This window comes from Mycolicibacterium moriokaense (assembly GCF_010726085.1).
GTDB lineage: Bacteria > Actinomycetota > Actinomycetes > Mycobacteriales > Mycobacteriaceae > Mycobacterium > Mycobacterium moriokaense.
This window is the reverse complement of the sequence record NZ_AP022560.1, coordinates 5,256,095-5,274,015: the sequence shown is the minus strand read 5'-3', so window position 1 is coordinate 5,274,015 and position 17,921 is coordinate 5,256,095. Positions and strand designations below refer to the sequence as shown.

General features: G+C 68.1%; 16 protein-coding genes. 8 read left to right on the top strand and 8 right to left on the bottom strand.

Annotation, left to right across the window (positions count from 1 at the left end; translation table 11 throughout):
- Positions 1–209: 209 nt before the first annotated feature.
- On the bottom strand, positions 210–1,292 hold the full coding sequence (locus tag G6N43_RS25710; RefSeq protein WP_110810456.1) for a C40 family peptidase: 1,083 nt from the start codon (positions 1,290–1,292) through the stop codon (positions 210–212).
- A gap of 2 nt (positions 1,293–1,294) precedes the next feature.
- Positions 1,295–1,603, bottom strand: coding sequence for a hypothetical protein (locus tag G6N43_RS25705; protein WP_234810158.1), 309 nt, complete (start codon positions 1,601–1,603; stop codon positions 1,295–1,297).
- 127 nt (positions 1,604–1,730) lie between these two features.
- Between G6N43_RS25705 and upp the strand changes: the two genes are divergently transcribed.
- Entirely contained in the window at positions 1,731–2,354 is a 624-nt protein-coding gene (gene upp / locus G6N43_RS25700) for a uracil phosphoribosyltransferase (RefSeq protein WP_083153853.1), read from the top strand.
- 10 nt (positions 2,355–2,364) lie between these two features.
- Here upp and G6N43_RS25695 read toward each other — a convergent pair whose 3' ends face one another.
- Both G6N43_RS25695 and G6N43_RS25690 read right to left on the bottom strand, forming a co-directional pair.
- On the bottom strand, positions 2,365–4,005 hold the full coding sequence (locus G6N43_RS25695; RefSeq protein ID WP_083153850.1) for a phospho-sugar mutase: 1,641 nt from the start codon (positions 4,003–4,005) through the stop codon (positions 2,365–2,367).
- 29 nt (positions 4,006–4,034) lie between these two features.
- Complete coding sequence (locus tag G6N43_RS25690; protein ID WP_083153848.1) at positions 4,035–4,481, bottom strand: MarR family winged helix-turn-helix transcriptional regulator; 447 nt, start codon at positions 4,479–4,481, stop codon at positions 4,035–4,037.
- 88 nt (positions 4,482–4,569) lie between these two features.
- On the opposite strand from G6N43_RS25690, the gene G6N43_RS25685 reads away from it, so the two are divergent.
- Positions 4,570–5,688 carry an AbrB family protein gene (locus tag G6N43_RS25685; RefSeq protein WP_179967922.1) on the top strand — a complete coding sequence of 373 codons (1,119 nt, stop codon included), beginning with the start codon at positions 4,570–4,572 and terminating at the stop codon, positions 5,686–5,688.
- Here G6N43_RS25685 and G6N43_RS25680 read toward each other — a convergent pair.
- On the bottom strand, positions 5,634–6,428 hold the full coding sequence (locus G6N43_RS25680) for a purine-nucleoside phosphorylase (RefSeq protein WP_083153845.1): 795 nt from the start codon (positions 6,426–6,428) through the stop codon (positions 5,634–5,636). The genes G6N43_RS25685 and G6N43_RS25680 overlap by 55 nt on opposite strands.
- Before the next feature lie 56 nt (positions 6,429–6,484).
- Between G6N43_RS25680 and G6N43_RS25675 the strand changes: the two genes are divergently transcribed.
- Complete coding sequence (locus G6N43_RS25675) at positions 6,485–7,666, top strand: M20 family metallopeptidase (RefSeq protein WP_083153842.1); 1,182 nt, start codon at positions 6,485–6,487, stop codon at positions 7,664–7,666.
- Positions 7,663–8,832: a M20 family metallopeptidase gene (locus G6N43_RS25670; protein ID WP_083153839.1), complete on the top strand. Its 1,170-nt coding sequence runs from the start codon at positions 7,663–7,665 to the stop codon at positions 8,830–8,832. Before G6N43_RS25675 ends, G6N43_RS25670 begins: the two co-directional genes overlap by 4 nt.
- 118 nt (positions 8,833–8,950) lie before the next feature.
- Here G6N43_RS25670 and G6N43_RS25665 read toward each other — a convergent pair whose 3' ends face one another.
- Positions 8,951–9,676 (bottom strand): TetR/AcrR family transcriptional regulator, encoded by a 726-nt coding sequence (locus G6N43_RS25665; RefSeq protein ID WP_083153837.1) that lies wholly within the window; start codon positions 9,674–9,676, stop codon positions 8,951–8,953.
- Between the two features lie 91 nt (positions 9,677–9,767).
- Here G6N43_RS25665 and G6N43_RS25660 point away from each other — a divergent pair, with 91 nt between their 5' ends.
- Positions 9,768–11,108, top strand: a complete 1,341-nt coding sequence (locus G6N43_RS25660) for an NAD(P)/FAD-dependent oxidoreductase (RefSeq protein ID WP_083153834.1) — start codon at positions 9,768–9,770, stop codon at positions 11,106–11,108.
- On the opposite strand, the gene G6N43_RS25655 is transcribed toward G6N43_RS25660, so the two are convergent.
- Positions 11,101–11,577, bottom strand: coding sequence for a gamma-glutamylcyclotransferase family protein (locus G6N43_RS25655; RefSeq protein WP_083153832.1), 477 nt, complete (start codon positions 11,575–11,577; stop codon positions 11,101–11,103). The genes G6N43_RS25660 and G6N43_RS25655 overlap by 8 nt on opposite strands.
- Positions 11,578–11,656: 79 nt before the next feature.
- On the opposite strand from G6N43_RS25655, the gene G6N43_RS25650 reads away from it, so the two are divergent.
- From G6N43_RS25650 to G6N43_RS25640, 3 genes are read left to right on the top strand one after another with little or no spacing between them, the layout of a single operon-like run.
- Positions 11,657–13,072, top strand: coding sequence for an NAD(P)H-quinone dehydrogenase (locus G6N43_RS25650; protein ID WP_083154100.1), 1,416 nt, complete (start codon positions 11,657–11,659; stop codon positions 13,070–13,072).
- A gap of 56 nt (positions 13,073–13,128) precedes the next feature.
- Complete coding sequence (locus G6N43_RS25645; RefSeq protein ID WP_083153829.1) at positions 13,129–14,868, top strand: glycerol-3-phosphate dehydrogenase/oxidase; 1,740 nt, start codon at positions 13,129–13,131, stop codon at positions 14,866–14,868.
- Between the two features lie 20 nt (positions 14,869–14,888).
- The gene (locus tag G6N43_RS25640) at positions 14,889–15,725 is read left to right on the top strand and encodes a pseudouridine synthase (protein ID WP_179967921.1); all 837 of its coding nucleotides are present in this window, start codon (positions 14,889–14,891) and stop codon (positions 15,723–15,725) included.
- On the opposite strand, the gene G6N43_RS25635 is transcribed toward G6N43_RS25640, so the two are convergent.
- The gene (locus G6N43_RS25635; protein WP_083153824.1) at positions 15,717–17,570 is read right to left on the bottom strand and encodes a glycoside hydrolase family 2 protein; all 1,854 of its coding nucleotides are present in this window, start codon (positions 17,568–17,570) and stop codon (positions 15,717–15,719) included. The two genes, G6N43_RS25640 and G6N43_RS25635, sit on opposite strands and share 9 nt — an antisense overlap.
- Positions 17,571–17,921 lie beyond the last annotated feature (351 nt).

The following is a 17,921-nucleotide window of genomic DNA, read 5'->3' as shown; positions in this document are numbered from 1 at the left end:
TTAAAGGATTTGTCGAGAATCGGCCATGGGGCCGGCGCTGGGCCACCTCATGGATACGACGGTTCCGTCCCGGCTGGCTTGGGTGACGGCGAACCCGCGTTGCATCTATGGTGACGCATCCGGCGACGACGGGGCTACCCGATGTGCTGCAACTGGCCTATGGCGCATACGTCGAGTCCGGTGCCGAAGCCGTCACCTGGGATTCCTGATCACGCCGTGGGCCGCCAGAACCCTTGAAATCCCTGACCCGCGTTGTCGGTTCGGATCGGCGACAACTTCACCGGGTCGCCGGCCTCGATCATCGTCCCGTTTCCGACGATCATCGCGACGTGGCCGTCCCACACCGCGAGGTCGCCCGGCCGCAGATCGCCTGCTGACACCCGTGCACCCACATCCTGCTCCTGCGCCAGACGCGGAAGGTTCAGTCCCGCTTCGGAATACGCCCACTGTGTGAGTCCGCTGCAGTCCAGGCCGACGCCCGGTGTCGTGCCGCCCCAGTCATAGGGCACACCCAGTTGGGTCAACGCGTGCCGGACGGCGCTGGCCGCCACCGCATTCGGGGCTGTGACCGTACTGCCGTCGGGAAGCCGGACGGCGACACCATCTCCGAACGCGGCGGCTTCCGGCATCGATTCGGGGGCATCCCGCCTGAACAGCTCCGCGAGGTCCCCGAAGCCCGACGCGGTGGACCCGTTCGGCATCGGCCGCATCGGCGCGCCGCCACCGAACCCCGAGCCCATCGACGGCATCGCAGAGGACCCGAGACCGGCTGGTGTCGTGGCGGGCGAAGGTGCCGCGGGATTGGGCAACGCAGCGGTGTGCCCGTCCAGTTCAGCCTCGAGTTCCTCGACCACCGCGACGGCCTCTGCCAGCGAGCGCTGCGCCTCGGCCCGCAGGGCGGCGGCAGCCTCCGGTGAGTCCAGGAACGGCTCCAGCGCCTCAGCGCGCGCCTCGAAACCGGCGACGATCTCGGCCAACCGGGCGTGCGCCCGCGCCACCGCGGCACCCGCAGCCCGTGCCGCCCCGTTCATCTGATCGGTGTGCTCGGCGAGCCGGTCGATGGCCGCAGCCGTTCTGGCGATGAAGTCCGCGGCCCCGTCGGCGCCTGTGCCGGTCCAGTCCGTCTGTCTCCAGGACCTCCTGGTAGCCGCCGAGACGTCGAAGAGGGCGTCGCGTGCGCGGGCCAACGCCACCGCCGGCCCATCGACGAGGTCATCGGACCACCCGGGGCCCACCATCGACTGCACGGCCCGCAGGGGCGCCGCGAGCGTCGTAACCAGGGTGCTGGCCACGGCTAGACGCCCGCGATGCGCGCACCCGCGCCGCTGTCGACGGACTCGTACGCAGACGCAACGGCATACGCCGTCGCGTTCGACCTCGAGAGCTGGGCGCTCAGCGCGAGCACCGTCCGGGATCCGTCGGCAGCGGCGTGAGCCAGAGCGGAGAGGAACCGGGCGCCCACGGGGCCCAGGGACGATCCCTCGGCCGCAACCGGCAGTGCCGAGAGGGTGCTGGCGATGTGCGCGAGCTCGTCGGCATGAGACGAATTGGTGGATCCCAGCGCGCGGATAGCCACGGTATCGACGAAGGTATCGGCGAACATGCGCTTAGGACGGTGCGTGCCCCGCCCCGGTTCCATCGATGCGCCACCGATGGATGCACGCCAGCGCTAGACGCGAAGTCCGTCAGGTCCGCTGCCGCGTCGCACCCCTTCCACTAGTGTGCGGCCCATGGATGTGCGCGTCGTGGATCATCCCCTCGCCGCGGCGCGGCTCACCACGCTGCGTGATGCGGCCACCGACAATGCGGCGTTCCGGGCGGCCCTACGAGATCTGACGCTCATGCTTGTCTACGAAGCCACCCGTGACGCCGCCACCGAAGAGATCAGCGTCCGCACTCCGCTGGCGGAGACGACGGGTTACCGGCTGGCCCGTCCGCCGTTGTTGGTCCCCGTCCTGCGCGCCGGCCTCGGCATGGTCGACCAGGCTCACGCGTTGATCCCCGAGGCGCGCGTCGGTTTTGTCGGCGTCGCCCGCGACGAGGAAACCCATCAGCCCACACCGTATTTGGAGTCGCTGCCGGACGATCTGAGTACCCAGCCCGTGATCGTGCTGGACCCGATGCTCGCGACCGGCGGATCGATGGCTCACACCATCAAGCTGTTGCAAGCCCGCAATGTTGTTGACGTGACGGCGATCTGCGTGGTGGTCGCACCCGAGGGGCTCGCCGCGCTGGAAGCGGTGGCCCCGAGCACGCGCCTCTACACGGCGACGATCGATGAAGGACTCAACGAGGTCGCCTACATCGTGCCGGGGCTGGGCGATGCGGGCGACCGTCAGTTCGGGCCGCGCTAGCGAGCGGCTGTCACCACCGCTGCGCGCGCTCCCGCAGCTCCGTCTGCAATGTCGCGGCGCGCTGCCGGGTCTCATCCAGATCGCTCACATCTCCGCAGCGAACCTCGATGTACGACTTGACTTTCGGCTCGGTGCCCGACGGTCGCACGACCACTCGGAACGTCGTTTCGCCGTCGCCGCCCGACAGCACTACCGCGTCCGTGCGCAGCGGGCCCGTTGCGTCCCGCATATCGGTGACCGTCACGTCGAAGCAGGCGAGCCTGTCCGGCGGCGCCGTACGGATGCGGTGCATCAGCGCCTGCGCCTCATCCACGTTTGCGACCTGTCGCGACACCGCGGTCGTGGTGTGCACTCCGTGGCGACGGGCGAGATCGTCGAGCGCATCCAGCAGCGTGCGGCCGTGCTGCCTCAGTGCCACCACGAGATCGCACACCAGCACCGCGGCGCTGATTCCGTCCTTGTCGCGCACCGACGCCGGATCCACACAGTGTCCGATCGCCTCTTCGTAGGCGTATACCAGCGTGCAGGCCGGCAGGTCGACGTCAGCGCGTGCCAGCCACTTGAAACCGGTCAGCGTCTCCACATGGCGGGCGCCGTGCTCACGTGCGATCGATGCCAGCATCCGCGACGACACCAGCGAACTTGCCACCACGGTCGCTGCCGTGACCGGGCCGGGCTCAATTTGGGAAAGTATGTAATCGCCTAGCAGCCAACCCGTTTCGTCGCCGGAAAGCATTCGCCAGCCGTCGGGTGTCGGCACCCCGACCGCACACCGGTCGGCATCGGGATCCAATGCCAGCGCGATGTCGGCGTCGACGTCCGCGGCCAGTTCCAGGAGTGCGGCCACGGCGCCGGGCTCTTCCGGATTGGGCAGCGCCACAGTGGGAAAGTCAGGGTCGGGCGTGAACTGACTCTCGACGACGTGCACATCGGTGAACCCGGCGCGCACCAACGCGTCGAGGATGAACTCACCACCCACCCCGTGCAACGGCGTGACCGCCACTCGCGCCGCACCGTGCGTGTGGCGCACGTGCGCCGCCCGGTCGATGTAGCGCTGGACCTCGTTGACTCCGGACGGGGTGACTGCCCGCCTGGGAATCTCATCGGCGTACGGCGCATCGGCCATCGCCTGCTCGATCTCTCGGTCGATCGGCGGCACGATCGGGAACCCGTCTTCGAAGTAGACCTTGTAGCCGTTGTCCGTCGGAGGGTTGTGTGACGCCGTGATCTGTATTCCCGCCGCCGCGCCGCCGTGGCGGACGGCGAAGGCGACCACCGGAGTGGGCACGGCGGTGAACATCAACGTGACGGAAAATCCCTGAGCGGAAAGAACTTCCGCAGCAGCGAGCGCAAACTCGTCCGAACCGTGCCGGGCGTCGCGGCCGACCACGACATCGCGGCCGTGTAGGCCGTGGTCTTTGAGCACCTTCGCGACGGCCCAGGTGGCGCGCAGCACGACTGCCAGGTTCATCCCGTTCGGACCCGCGCGCAGCGGGCCGCGCAGGCCGGCGGTGCCGAAGGTCAGGGGGTGTGCGAATCGTTCATCGAGCTCAGCGTCGCCGCATTCGAGTAGTTCGGCGACAGCGCTCGGATCGGGATCGTGGGCGATCCATTCTTGCGCGATGCTCGAGGTCCACTCTCGCGCGGTCATCCAGTAAGTGTGCCCAGTTTTAAGTCGGCTTATGTGGAGTCGGCGTATGCGATCTTGCGCAGCACCGGCGCGACGAGCATCACCAGGTCGAACTCGAGCTCCGACAGGTTGTCGCGCATGGTCGCGTGCAGCCACGCGTCACGTTCGGCGCGGTCGGCCTCCAGCAGTTCGGTGCCCACGGCGGTGATCTCGATGAGCTGACGACGCCGGTCGACCTCATCTGGCCGACGAGCGATCAGCTGCCGGTCCGCCAACGCGTTGATGCTGTCGGTCAGCGACTGCACCCGCACGCCTAGGCGTGACGCGAGTTCAGCGGGCGTGGTGACACCGGTACGGCTCACCTCGCCGAGTAGTTGCATCTGGCTCAGCGTCAGCCCGTGGTCCGGGCGGTGCCGACGCATCTGCTGGTTGACGGCGACGATCGATTCCCGCAGCTCGGTGGCGGCCGACCTGCGACTTGACTCACCACGGTCCATATACAAGTTATACCTTGGTAATTCTGCGGATGTCACGTATATAACAGCGGGTTGCATGGACAAGTTAGTAAGAGAATACTTGGGATCAATGGTGATAAGACAGCTGCTCAGATGGTCACTGCTGGTCGCGGTGACAATCGGCGTCACCTACCCCCTCGATCTCCTCGGCGTCCCGTCGGCCGCGCTGTTCGCCGCGCTTGCCGTGGGCGTCGTGCTTGCCCTGTTGGCGCTGGCACCCAGTCGCGTACCCCGTCCTGCCGGCGTCGCCGCGCAGGGTGTCCTCGGTGTCTACATCGGCACGATGGTTCAGGAGAACGCGGTCGATGCGCTCGGACCGCACTGGCCGATCGTCCTCATCATCGCCGTCGCCACGCTGGCGCTCAGCGTCGTGTGCGGGGCGGTCCTCGCGATGCACCGTGACGTCACCCCGCTGACGGGCTCGCTGGCGTTGGTGGCCGGCGGGGCGTCCGGGCTGGTCGCGATCGCCCGCGAACTCGGCGGCGACGATCGCATCGTGTCGGTCGTGCAATATCTGCGCGTCGCGCTCGTGACGGCGTCGATGCCCGTGCTCGTGACGCTGATCTACCACGCCGACAGGTCGCATCCGAGTGCGACGATGTCCCAATCCGACAGCGCACCTTGGTATCTGAGCATCGGCATGCTCGTCGCGCTCGTGGTTGTCGGCGCCACCGTCGGTCGGTGGATCCGGCTGCCCGGTGCGGGTCTGCTGGGACCATTGGCGCTGACGGTGGTCCTCGAGGTGTCCGGCCTGTCCTTCGGCTTGTCGGTGCCGGTGCTGCTGGTGCAGATCGGCTACGCCGTGATCGGCTGGCAGGCCGGGCTGGCGTTCACCCGCGATTCGTTGCGCGCGGTGGGACGCATGCTTCCCACGGCCGTCGGCCTCATCGTCGTACTCAGCGCCGCGACCGCGGGGTTGGGCGTGGTGCTGGCACACGTCGCGGGGGTGAGTCCGCTGACCGGCTATCTGGCCACCAGCCCCGGCGGCGTCTACGCGGTGCTGGCCACCGCAGTCGAGACGGGGTCCGACGTCACCTTCATCATCGCCGCGCAGGTGGTGCGGATCCTGCTCATGCTGTTCGCCGCGCCGCTGCTGGCCCGGGGCATGGTGTGGCTGAGCGGACGGCTTACCCCTCAGAGCCGGGAGATCACCCCGGCGAGCAGGGAACCCATCTGCGTCGCGGACTGACGGCCCGCCGTCAACACCTCGTCGTGGCTCAGCGGCTGCCCCGTTATCCCCGCCGCGAGGTTGGTCACCAACGACATCGCCAGCACCTGCGCCCCCGCGGCGCGCGCGGCGATGGTCTCGTGCACGGTCGACATCCCGACGAGATCCGCGCCCAATGTGCGCAGCATCCGAATCTCGGCCGGCGTCTCGTACTGCGGTCCGTTCAGTCCGGCGTAGACGCCTTCGGCGAGCGACGGATCGATCTCGTGAGCGACGGCGCGCAGCCGCGGAGAGTAAGCGTCGACCATATCGACGAATTGGGCGCCGACCAGCGGTGACCGGCCCGTCAGATTCAGGTGATCGCTGATCAGCACCGGCTGACCGACGGCGAAGTCCTCGCAAATGCCGCCCGCCGCGTTGGTCAGCACGATCGTGCGCACCCCGGCCGCGCATGCCGCCCGCACCGGATGGACGACGTGGCGCAGGTCGTGGCCTTCGTATGCGTGGATTCTGCCGACGAACACCAGCACTCGCCGGTCGCCGTGGCGCAGCGACAACAGCTGGCCGCGATGCCCCTCCGCTGCGGGCGGGGTGAAGCCGGAAAGCTCTGCGATCGGCACCACCGCGACCGGGTCACCGAGTTCGTCGGCGGCGGGGGCCCAGCCTGAGCCGAGGATGACTGCGACGTCGTGCTCGTCCACGCCGGTGCGCTGACGGATCTGTTCCGCCGACCTCGCGGCTTCCGCATCCGGCGTCGTCACGGTGGGCAGCTTAGCCGTCCCACCGGCGTCGCCCGATGCAGTGAGATACTTCGAGGATGCCCACCGCCACCGCGTCGAGTTGCGTCGAAGACGCTGTCAACCGACGCCATGGCGATCTGGTCGAGCTGTCGCACTCGATTCACGCCGAACCCGAACTCGCGTTCGCCGAACACCGCAGTTGTGCGAAGACCCAGGCGCTCGTCGCCGAGCGCGGTTTCGAGATCACCAGGGCGCCCGGCGGTCTGGACACCGCCTTCCGTGCCGAGTACGGCAGCGGCCCCCTGGTCATCGGGATCTGCGCCGAATACGACGCGCTGCCCGGCATCGGACATGCCTGCGGACACAACATCATCGCCGCGTCGGCGGTCGGCACCGCACTGGCGCTGGCCGAGGTAGCCGACGAGCTGGGGCTGACGGTGGCCCTGCTCGGCACGCCCGCCGAAGAGGCCGGCGGCGGAAAGGTGTTGCTACTCAACGCCGGAGCGTTCGACGACATCGCCGCCACCGTGATGCTGCATCCCGGCCCGCTCGACATCGCCGCGGCCCGTTCGCTGGCCCTGTCGCAGGTCGCGGTCGAGTATCGAGGCAAGGAATCACATGCGGCCGTGGCACCGCACCTCGGCGTCAACGCGGTCGACGCGATCACCGTCGCGCAGGTGGCGATCGGGTTACTGCGTCAGCAGCTGGCACCTGGCCAGATGATGCACGGCATCGTCACCGATGGCGGCCAGGCCACCAACATCATCCCGGGCCGCGCCGAGATGCATTACACGATGAGGGCCAACGACAAGGCGGCGCTGCGCGACCTCGAGAAGCGGATGTCGGACTGCTTCCTCGCGGGGGCGGTGGCCTCCGGTTGCGACTACGCGGTGTCCGAGACCGAACCGCCCTATGACGAGCTCACACCCGACTCCTGGCTGGCTGAGGCGTTCCGCGACGAGATGACGCGGGTCGGCCGCTCACCAGTTTCCGCCGAACTCGAAGCGGCTTTTCCGCTGGGCAGCACCGACATGGGCAACGTCACCCAGTTCATGCCCGGTATCCATCCGATCGTCGGGATCGACGCGGGTGACGCGTCGGTGCATCAGCCGGCATTCGCCGAGGCCGCAGCCCGGCCGGGTGCGGACAAGGCCGTGGTCGAGGGTGCGATCATGCTGGCGCGCACTGTGGTCAGGTTGGCCGAGACGCCGGCCGAGCGCGATCGGGTGCTGGAGCTGAAGGCGAGGCGGGCGTCATGACGCTGCACGACGCCACCGAATTGTGGCTGGACGCGCACTATTCCGATCTGGTCGCCTGGCGGCGCCACCTGCACACCCACCCCGAGCTGGGCCGTCAGGAGTTCGCCACCACCCAGTTCGTCGCCTCCCATCTGGCCGACGCGGGCCTCAACCCCAAGGTGTTGCCGGGCGGTACCGGTCTGACGTGTGACGTCGGTCCGGAACACGGGCCGAAGATCGCGCTGCGCGCCGACATGGATGCACTGCCCATGGCCGAGCGCACCGGGGCGCCGTATGCGTCGGTGGTCCCCAACGTGGCGCATGCCTGCGGTCACGACGCGCACACCTCGATCCTGTTGGGCACCGCGCTGGCGCTGGCGTCGGTCCCCGAACTGCCGGTCGGCGTGCGGCTGGTCTTCCAGGCCGCCGAGGAGTTGATGCCGGGTGGTGCGATCGACGCGATCGCGGCGGGCGCGCTGACGGGGGTGTCGCGGATCTTCGCGCTGCACTGCGACCCGCGGCTGGCCGTCGGGAAGATCGCGGTTCGCCCCGGCCCGATCACGTCGGCCGCCGATCAGCTCGAGGTGACGCTGCATTCGCCCGGTGGGCACACCTCGCGTCCGCACCTGACCGGAGACCTGGTGTACGGGATCGGCACGTTGATCACCGGTGTGCCGGGGATCCTGTCCCGGCGTATCGATCCGCGCAACAGCACGGTGATGGTGTGGGGCGCGGTCAATTCGGGCACCGCGGCGAACGCGATCCCGCAGACCGGAACGCTGGCAGGAACCATCCGCACCGCGAGTCGCGAAACTTGGGAGACCCTGGAATCCGTTGTCCGCGAAGCGATTACCTCGCTGCTAGCGCCGCTGAACATCGAGCACACCCTGCAATACCGTCGCGGGGTGCCGCCGGTGGTCAACGAGGAGATCTCGACGCGCATCGTCACCCATGCGATCGAGGCGATCGGTCCCGACGTGCTGTGCGATACCCGTCAGTCCGGTGGCGGCGAGGACTTCTCGTGGTATCTCGAGGAGGTGCCGGGCGCCATGGCGCGGCTGGGGGTGTGGACAGGCCGCGGGCCGCAGTTGGATCTGCACCAGCCGACGTTCGACATCGACGAACGCGCACTCGCGGTGGGCGTTCGGTTCCTGGTGAACATCATCGACCAGGCCGCCCAGTTCTAAGACGGGTGGGAGTCACCGCCGCCCACGACGAAAGTTGCAATCTCGGCCCTATGGTCGAGATTGAACTCATGGTTGTTGTCGCACCCACAACCCTCTGTTCAATCCGTCTCTTGCGGGACTAGTGGGCGTCTGAGATCCGCGGCAACGGAACTCGTTCTCCCACTTCACCATTGGCATCGCGCAGCGAACTGGTGGCCAGCCCTTCACGTAACAGCCAGCGCGCGAGTTCCAACGTCTCGGTGATCTCCTTGTCGGAGATGCGCAGTCCGTCGGGCTGCTGACGCAGGGCGATCACGCCGTTCCACGCACCCCACAGGTAGTGGGTCAGCCGCAGTGAATCCACCGGCCGCGCCTCACCGGCGGCGATCGCATTGTCGATCTGCCCGGCGAACCGGCGCAGCAACAGACCGACCCGGTCGCGGATGCGCGCCTCGGTGTCGTCGTCTCCGGACAGCGGTTGGGCGCCGGGGCTGCGATACGCCAGGAAATGAAACGCGCCGGGATGGTCGAGATGGAAGCGCAGATACGCGTCGCCGCCTGCCAGCACGCGTTGCAGCGGGGTCAGCGAGGGATCCTCACTGCGTTCCATGTACTCGGTGAACAGGCCGAGAGCCCGATCGACGAGCTGCAGATACAGCCCGCGTTTGCCGTCGAAGTGGCTGTAGATGGAGCCGACGGACACGTCGGCGCGCTCAGCGATCTCCTCGATACGCGCACCCTCGTAGCCTTCGCGTCCGAAGACCACCTCGGCGGCGTCCAGGATGGCCGTCCGCGTACGGGCGCGACGCCGACCCGCTCGGGCGGCCGCCATCGTCGGTGCGGTCTCCAGCGGCCCGGCGGACATCCGGCAAGGATAGGCCACCAGCGCAATTTACAAGTCGATTCAAAAAATGAAAAGACTTACAAAATTGGGTTTGAGCTGGCATCCTGTCGCCATGCCTGAGCAGACCGATGTTGTGATCGTCGGCAGTCGCTGTGCCGGGTCGGCCGCGGCGATCGCGCTTGCCCGCCGAGGGCGCAGCGTCGTCGCACTCGACAGCGCCAGCTTCCCCTCCGACACCCTGTCGACACACCTGTTCTTCACGCACCACTGGGCCGAGCTCGAGCGGCTCGGCGCCCGCGACCGGGTGACCGCCCTTGGCGCGCCTTTGCACACCCGCGCAGGTCTCGGCGCCCCCGGCGTCGAGGTCGTCGGTGCGCCCAGCGTGTACGAGGGCTTGGCCGCGGGCGGCTGCGTCCGCCGACCCGGCCTCGACATGGCCCTCGTCGAGACCGCGCGTGAGGCGGGCGCCGACGTGCGTGAGCGCGTCCGCGTCACCGACCTGCTCCGCGATCCCTCGGGCCGGGTCTCGGGGGTGCGCTACCGGCAGCGCGACGGCTCGACGGGCGAGATCACCGCGAAACTGGTCATCGGAGCCGACGGGCGCAAGTCAACCGTCGCTCGCCTCGTCGATGCGCGCACCCACCACCACTGGCCAAACCAGCGCATGATGGCCTACGCCTACTACGAGGACGCGCACGACGACCTGCGTGACCTGGCCATGCAATGGCGTGAGGACGACGACCTCGTCACCGTGTTCCCTTGCGACGGAGGGCAATTGGTGGCATTGCAGATGCCGCCGGTGCGTCGCGCCGACGAGTTCCGTGCCGACTCCGAGGCGGCGTTCGAAGCGACGATCGCGCGCGTTGAGCCGTTCGCCAAACGGCTGACCGGCTGCACGCGCGTCAGCAAGATCCTGATCTCGTATGAGCACCCCTCCTACTTCCGGCACTCGCACGGTCCGGGGTGGGCGCTGGCGGGCGATTCCGGGCATTTCAAGGACCCGGTCACCGCGCAGGGCATCCGCGATGCGCTGCGCTTCGGACGGTTGCTCGGCGAGGCTGCCGCCCCGGTCCTCGACGAACCGGCCAAACTCGACCGCGCACTGCAGGCGTGGGAACTCGACCGCGATGAGCAGTGTCTGCCGATGTACCAGTGGGCCAACCTGCTGGGACGCGACGATGCGGTCTCGCCGATCGAGTTCGCCGCCTACCGCTGGTTCGCGGCCCGGCCGGACGGGATGACCGAACTCACCGACGCCTTCTGCCGGGTCGTCCCACCGCAACAGGTCTTCTCGCCCGGCCGAGTCCTGCGCTGGGCTGCCGCGGCCGCGCGCGATCCTGGTGTCGACCGGGCGCACCTGTGGCGGACGATCCGCCGCGATGTCCGTCGAGAGGTCGAGCGCATCGTCGAGCAGCGCATGTTCGCGCGTCGGCGGGCGGCGTCGCTCAGCTAGTGCCGGGGCCGATGTTGCGGGCCGGGCGGGTGCGCAGGTTGTGCACGTATTCCGATGGTGCGCCGGCAATTTCGGCGGCATCGGCCATGACGCCGAGATAGCGGGCCGACGGCAGGCCGCCCTCCCACGCGTCGACGACGTACAGCCAGGCCAGCACCGGTTCGAAGCTGGTGTCCGACGAGGTGCGATGCACGCGGCAGCGGATCTTCTTGTGGATGCCGAGCTCCGAACCCTCCCAGCGGTCGAGGTTCGCCTCGTCCTCCTTGGTCATGTCGTAGAGCACGACGAACACGCTGGACGCCGGGTCTTCGACGACGGTGGCGAGCGCGCCTTCCCAGCCGATGTCCTCGCCGCCGAACGTCAGCCGCCAGCCGTGCAGCCACCCCGTTCCCGCCATCGGCGAATGCGGTGCCCGCTCCAGCATCTGCTCGGGATGCATGTTGGATCCGTAAGCGGCGTAGAGCGGCACCAGGAAACTTTAAAGCCTCCTCAACCGGCTTCGCCGACAGGCTGCGCGATCAGCGAACCGCTTGACTAGCGTTGTGGCCGTGGCAACGCGCATCGTGATCATCGGCGGCGGCCCGGCCGGCTACGAAGCGGCACTCGTGGCGGCGGCCCGCGGCCCCGAGGTTGCCGAGGTCACGGTGGTCGACTCTGACGGCATCGGCGGTGCGTGCGTGCTGTGGGACTGCGTCCCGTCCAAGACGTTCATCGCCTCGACCGGTGTGCGCACCGAGCTGCGCCGCGCTGCGGGTCTCGGGTTCGACATCGCCATTGAAGACGCCAAGATCTCGCTGGACCAGATCCACAACCGCGTCAAGACGCTTGCGAAGTCCCAGTCTGCCGACATCGGCCATCAGCTGCTGCGCGAGGGCGTCACGGTGGTGCAGGGGCGCGCTGAGCTGGTCGACGACATCGCCGGCATGGCCCACCACCGGGTCAAGGTCACCACCCCCGGCGGCCGCGTCGGCATCCTCAAGGCGGACGTCGTGCTGATCGCCACCGGAGCCAGCCCGCGAGTGTTGCCGAACGCCAAACCCGATGGCGAACGGATCCTGAACTGGCGCCAGCTCTACGACCTCACGGAACTGCCCCGTCACCTGATCATCGTCGGATCCGGCGTCACCGGAGCCGAGTTCTGCAACGCCTACACCGAGCTCGGCGTCCCCGTCACCGTCGTCGCCAGCCGCGACCAGATCCTGCCGCACGAGGACTCCGACGCGGCGGCCGTCCTCGAGGAGGCGTTCGCCGCCCGCGGCGTGAAGCTGGTCAAGAACGCCCGCGCCGAATCCGTCACCCGCACCGAGGACGGAGTCCTGGTGACGATGGCCGACGGCAGAACCGTCGAGGGCAGTCACGCGCTGATGACCGTGGGTTCGGTGCCCAACACGTCGGGGCTGGGACTGGAGAAGGTCGGTATCGAGCTCGCCCCGGGCGGCTATCTGAAGGTCGACCGGGTGTCGCGGACATCGGCGGCCGGGATCTATGCGGCGGGTGACTGCACGGGTCTGCTGCCGCTGGCCTCGGTGGCCGCCATGCAGGGACGCATCGCGATGTATCACGCGCTCGGTGAGGCGGTGGCGCCGATCCGGCTGCGCACCGTCTCGGCAGCCGTGTTCACCAGGCCGGAGATCGCCGCGGTCGGGGTGCCGCAGACGGCCATCGACCGTGGCGACGTCCCCGCGCGGACGCTCATGCTGCCGCTGAACACGAACGCCAGGGCCAAGATGTCGCTGCTTCGCCTGGGTTTCGTGAAGATCTTCTGCCGCCCCGCCACCGGTGTCGTGATCGGCGGTGTCGTGGTCGCCCCGATCGCCTCGGAGCTGATCCTGCCCATCGCCCTGGCGGTGCAGAACAACCTCTCCGTCACCGACCTGGCCCAGACGCTGTCGGTGTATCCGTCGCTTTCCGGGTCGATAATCGAGGCGGCTAGAAGGTTGATGGCGCACGACGATCTGGACTAAGTCCACGTAATCTGGGACCGGGCGAACCGTACCGACCAGTAACTAGGAGCGATTCAGTGAGCGACCCGATCCCCGCGAACGGGCAGACACTCCTGGGTCCCGAGCAGCGGGCTGAAGCCTGGGCGCGCCTCGGCAAAGAGCAGTTCGACGTCATCGTCGTCGGCGGTGGCGTCGTGGGCGCGGGCGCCGCGCTGGATGCGGCGACGCGCGGGCTGAAGGTGGCCCTCGTCGAGGCGCGCGACTTCGCGTCGGGCACCTCGAGCCGTTCGTCGAAAATGTTTCACGGCGGCCTGCGCTACCTCGAGCAGTTGGAGTTCGGGCTGGTGCGTGAGGCACTGCACGAACGCGAACTGTCGCTCACCACGTTGGCCCCGCACCTCGTCAAGCCGATGCCGTTCCTGTTCCCACTGACCAACCGTTGGTGGGAGCGGCCCTACGTCGCGGCGGGCATCTTCCTCTACGACCAACTCGGGGGGGCGAAATCCGTTCCGCCGCAGAAGCACATGACGAAATCGGGTGCCCTGCGACTGGCGCCCGGCCTGAAGCGTTCGTCGCTGATCGGCGGTATTCGCTACTACGACACCGTCGTTGACGACGCGCGCCACACCATGACCGTGGCCCGTACCGCGGCGCACTACGGCGCGGTGGTGCGGACCTCGTCGCAGGTGGTGTCGCTGCTGCGCGAGGGTGACCGGGTCGTCGGCGTGGAGGTGCGTGACTCCGAGGACGGCCGTGTCACCGAGGTGCACGGCCACGTCGTCGTCAACGCCACCGGGGTGTGGACCGACGAGATCCAGGCATTGTCGAAGCAGCGCGGACGCTTTCGGGTGCGCGCGTCCAAGGGTGTGCACATCGTCGTCCCGCGTGACCGCATCGTCAGCGAGGTCGCGATCATCCTGCGCACCGAGAAGTCGGTGCTGTTCGTCATTCCGTGGGGTACGCACTGGATCATCGGGACCACCGACACCGACTGGAACCTGGACCTGGCCCACCCGGCGGCCACCAAGGCGGACATCGACTACATCTTGGAGACGGTCAACGGCGTGCTCGCGACGCCGTTGACGCACGACGACATCGACGGGGTGTACGCCGGACTGCGGCCACTGCTGGCGGGGGAGAGCGAGGAGACGTCCAAGCTGTCGCGTGAACACGCGGTCGCCGTGCCCGCCCCCGGGCTGGTGGCGATCGCGGGCGGCAAGTACACGACCTACCGGGTCATGGGTGCCGACGCGATCGACGCCGCCGCCGAGTTCGTGCCTGCCCGGGTGGCGCCGTCGATCACCGAGAAGGTTCCGCTGATGGGCGCCGACGGCTACTTCGCGCTGATCAACCAAACCGAAAGCGTCGGAGCGCATTACGGTCTGCACCCGTACCGGGTGCGCCATCTGCTCGACCGGTACGGATCGTTGATCGGTGAGGTGCTGCAGATGGCAGAGGGCAGGCCGGATCTGCTGGCGCCGATCACCGAGGCGCCGGTGTATCTCAAGGTGGAGGCGCGGTACGCCGCCGCCGCCGAGGGCGCGCTGCACCTCGAGGACATCCTGGCCCGCCGGATGCGGATCTCGATCGAATACCCGCACCGCGGCGTGGACTGCGCGCGCGAGGTGGCGGAAGTGGTTGCGCCCGTACTGGGTTGGACCGACGAGGACGTCGATCGCGAGGTCTCCACGTACCTCGCCCGCGTCGAGGCCGAGGTGCGTTCGCAGCAGGAACCCGACGACGAGTCCGCGGATGCGCTGCGTGCCGCCGCGCCCGAGGCGCGTGCCGAGATTCTCGAGCCGGTGCCGCTCAATTGAGGCGTGTCCCACCCTTGCCGGTGCGCGACGGGCTCGGCCCGGCGCGTCTGCGGTTACGGGGCGGGTCGGTCCTCGTCGAGTTGGCCGACCGGTTCGGGGAGAGCGCGGCGGCGAAGGTCCGCAACGGCGAGGTGGTGATGCCCGACGGCACCGTCGTCGGCGTCGAGACGGTGCTTCCGCCGGGTGCGCATGTCTACCTGTATCGCGAACTGTGCGAAGAGGTTCCGGTTCCGTTCGACATTCCGATCCTTTACCGCGACGACGACATCGTCGTGGTCGACAAACCGCACTTCCTTGCGACGATGCCCCGCGGCCGCCACGTCGCACAGACGGCGCTGGTGCGGCTGCGACGCGAACTCGACATGCCCGCGTTGTCGCCCGCACACCGGTTGGACCGGTTGACGGCCGGCGTACTGGTGCTCACGACGCGACGTGAGGTGCGGGGCGCGTACCAGACGATGTTCGCGCGGGGCCTCGTCCACAAGACGTACCTGGCGCGCGCCTGCGTCAACCCGGAGTTCGCGCTGCCGACCGTGGTGCGTAGCCGGATCGTCAAGCAGCGCGGCCGGTTACAGGCCGCGGAGGTGCTGGGCGAGCCGAACGCCGAGACGCGGGTCGAGCACTTGGGAGACGGGCTGTACCGGCTGACGCCGCGTACCGGACGCACCCATCAGCTGCGGGTGCACATGGCCTCGCTGGGGTTGCCGATCGCGGGGGACCCGTTGTACCCGAACGTGGTCGACGTGGCACCCGACGACTTCTCGACGCCGTTGCAGCTGCTCGCACACCGTCTCGAATTCGACGATCCGATCACCGGCGCACGTCGGGTCTTCGTCAGCGGTCGAACGCTAGCGTGACCCCGCGGCGATGACCGCCCGATTGCGTCCCGCCACCACCGGCAGATCGAGCTTCATCACCTGCCGGTCGTAGGTCATGTACCCGTTGACCTCGTTCTCGACATCCGTTGTCTGGGTGTAGATCGCGCCCGACAGGCCGACATCGTGCACGATGCGTTCGAGGTCGACGCTGACCTCCACGTAGCGTTGGGTCAGCCTCTCCCTGCTGTCGGCCATCTCGTAGGCCATCGGCGGTCCTGGCCACCGGTTGGCCTCCTCTATCAGGCCCAGGCCGCCGTATTCGCCGTCCACGGTCACCCGGCCGTCACGGACCAGCGGCCGGCCGGGACCCACATACGTGTGGTCGTCGAAGATGTCGCCCGCCCTGCTGTCTCCGCGGGACTTGCAGCAGTTCGCCCCGCTGTTCGGCACCACCATGCGGGTCGGGTCCTCGGCCTTGACCGCGCGCGCGATCCTGGCGGTGTCGTACTCACCCCAGCCCTCGTTGAACGGCACCCAGCCGATGATCGATGTGACACTGCTCAATTGATGGACCATCTCGGAGAGTTCGTTCTCGAAATGCCGCTGCGCGTCGCGGCGTGGAGTCGGCGCGGGACCCGTCGGGATATCGAGCGACACGTCCAGTGACGGCATGTCCTGCCAGACCAGCAGCCCGAGCTTGTCGGTCCAGTAATACCACCGGGCCGGTTCGACTTTCGCGTGCTTGCGGACGAAGTTCATTCCGAGCGCCTTGATCTGCTCGAGGTCGAACCTCAGTGCCTCGTCGGTGGGCGCGGTGTAGATGCCGTCGGGCCAGTAACCCTGATCCAGCGGACCGTGCAGGAACGTGATCTTGCCGTTCAGTGCGATTCGCGACCTGCCCTGCGCGTCCTTGACGGTGCCGATGGTGCGTAGGCCGCCGTAGGAGGACACCTCGTCGACCACCTTGCCGGACCGGGTCACCAGCCGGGCCGTCAGGTCGTAGAGGAACGGATCCTCGGGTGTCCACACATGCGGGGACGGCACCAAAAGCCGCAGCGTGGCGCCGGGCTTACCCGATGCGCGGGCCACGACATCGCCGCCCGGTCGGGAGACCACCACCTCGGTGCGCTGATCGGTCGCACCTGAAACACGCGGTGTCACAGTGAAACTGGTCAGATCCGGGGTGACATCGAGTTTCTCGATATGTGCCCTCGGCACCGGCTCCAGCCACACCGTCTGCCAGATGCCCGATGCCCCGGTGTAGAACAGCCCGGCCGGGTTGTAGCGCTGCTTGCCGACGGCGAAGCCGCCCTTTTCGTTGCGATCATCGACCCGTACGACCAGCTCTTGTGGTCCCGACGCCCGAAGTGCGCTGGTGATGTCGGCGCTGAACTCGGTGTAACCACCCTCGTGACGTGCCACCTGCCTGTTGTTCACCCACACGGTGGCGATCTGGTCGACGGCGCCGAAGTGCAGCAGCACCTGTTGATCGTCCCAGTCATCGGGAACCTGAAACACCTTGCGGTACCACATTTGATCGTCGTGGCGGCCGATTCCGGACAGCGCCGACTCCGTCGGGAAGGGCACCAGGATCTGGTCGCGGTAGTCGCGTTCCGCGGGCGGTGTGCTCGTCGTCGCCGAGGCGGGCCGGCCGGTGTAGCCCCACAGTCCGTTGAGGTTCAACCACTTCGCCCGCGCCAGCTGTGGGCGCGGGTATTCCGGAAGCGCGTTGTTGGGCCCCACCAACGGGGTCCACCTGGTCGACAGCGGCGGCTTCTTCGGTTGCCACACGTCGGCCGCGTTGGCCGGCGCATTCGCGATCGCGATGCTGCCCAGTAGTGCCACCCCCATGGCCACGGCGATGAGGGTGAGTTGAACCCGCATCGACCCGGTGGACCGTCGACGGCCTGATGGTGTCTTCGGGGCGTTACCACGCATTGTGCGTGTCGGGGAGAGCGACCCGCGCGTGGGTGCGACGGGTGATTCGAGCAGGCATGAGCATTCCCGGATTGGCTGAACAGATGGGCCGACCTGGCGGCGCCACACCCCTGAGGTCCCCCGGCACGCCGTTGCGTCGCAGCAAACATACTCCGAAGTCGTTGCACACGGAAGTGGATGAACCTGGCAATTTGGCCAGAGTCTGGGTCGGATCCGAGGCCCGAGACTGGCCAGCAAACCCGGTTTCCCGTCCGTGCAGATCCCCGATGAGAGCAGAAAGCCCATTCTTTCCGATCA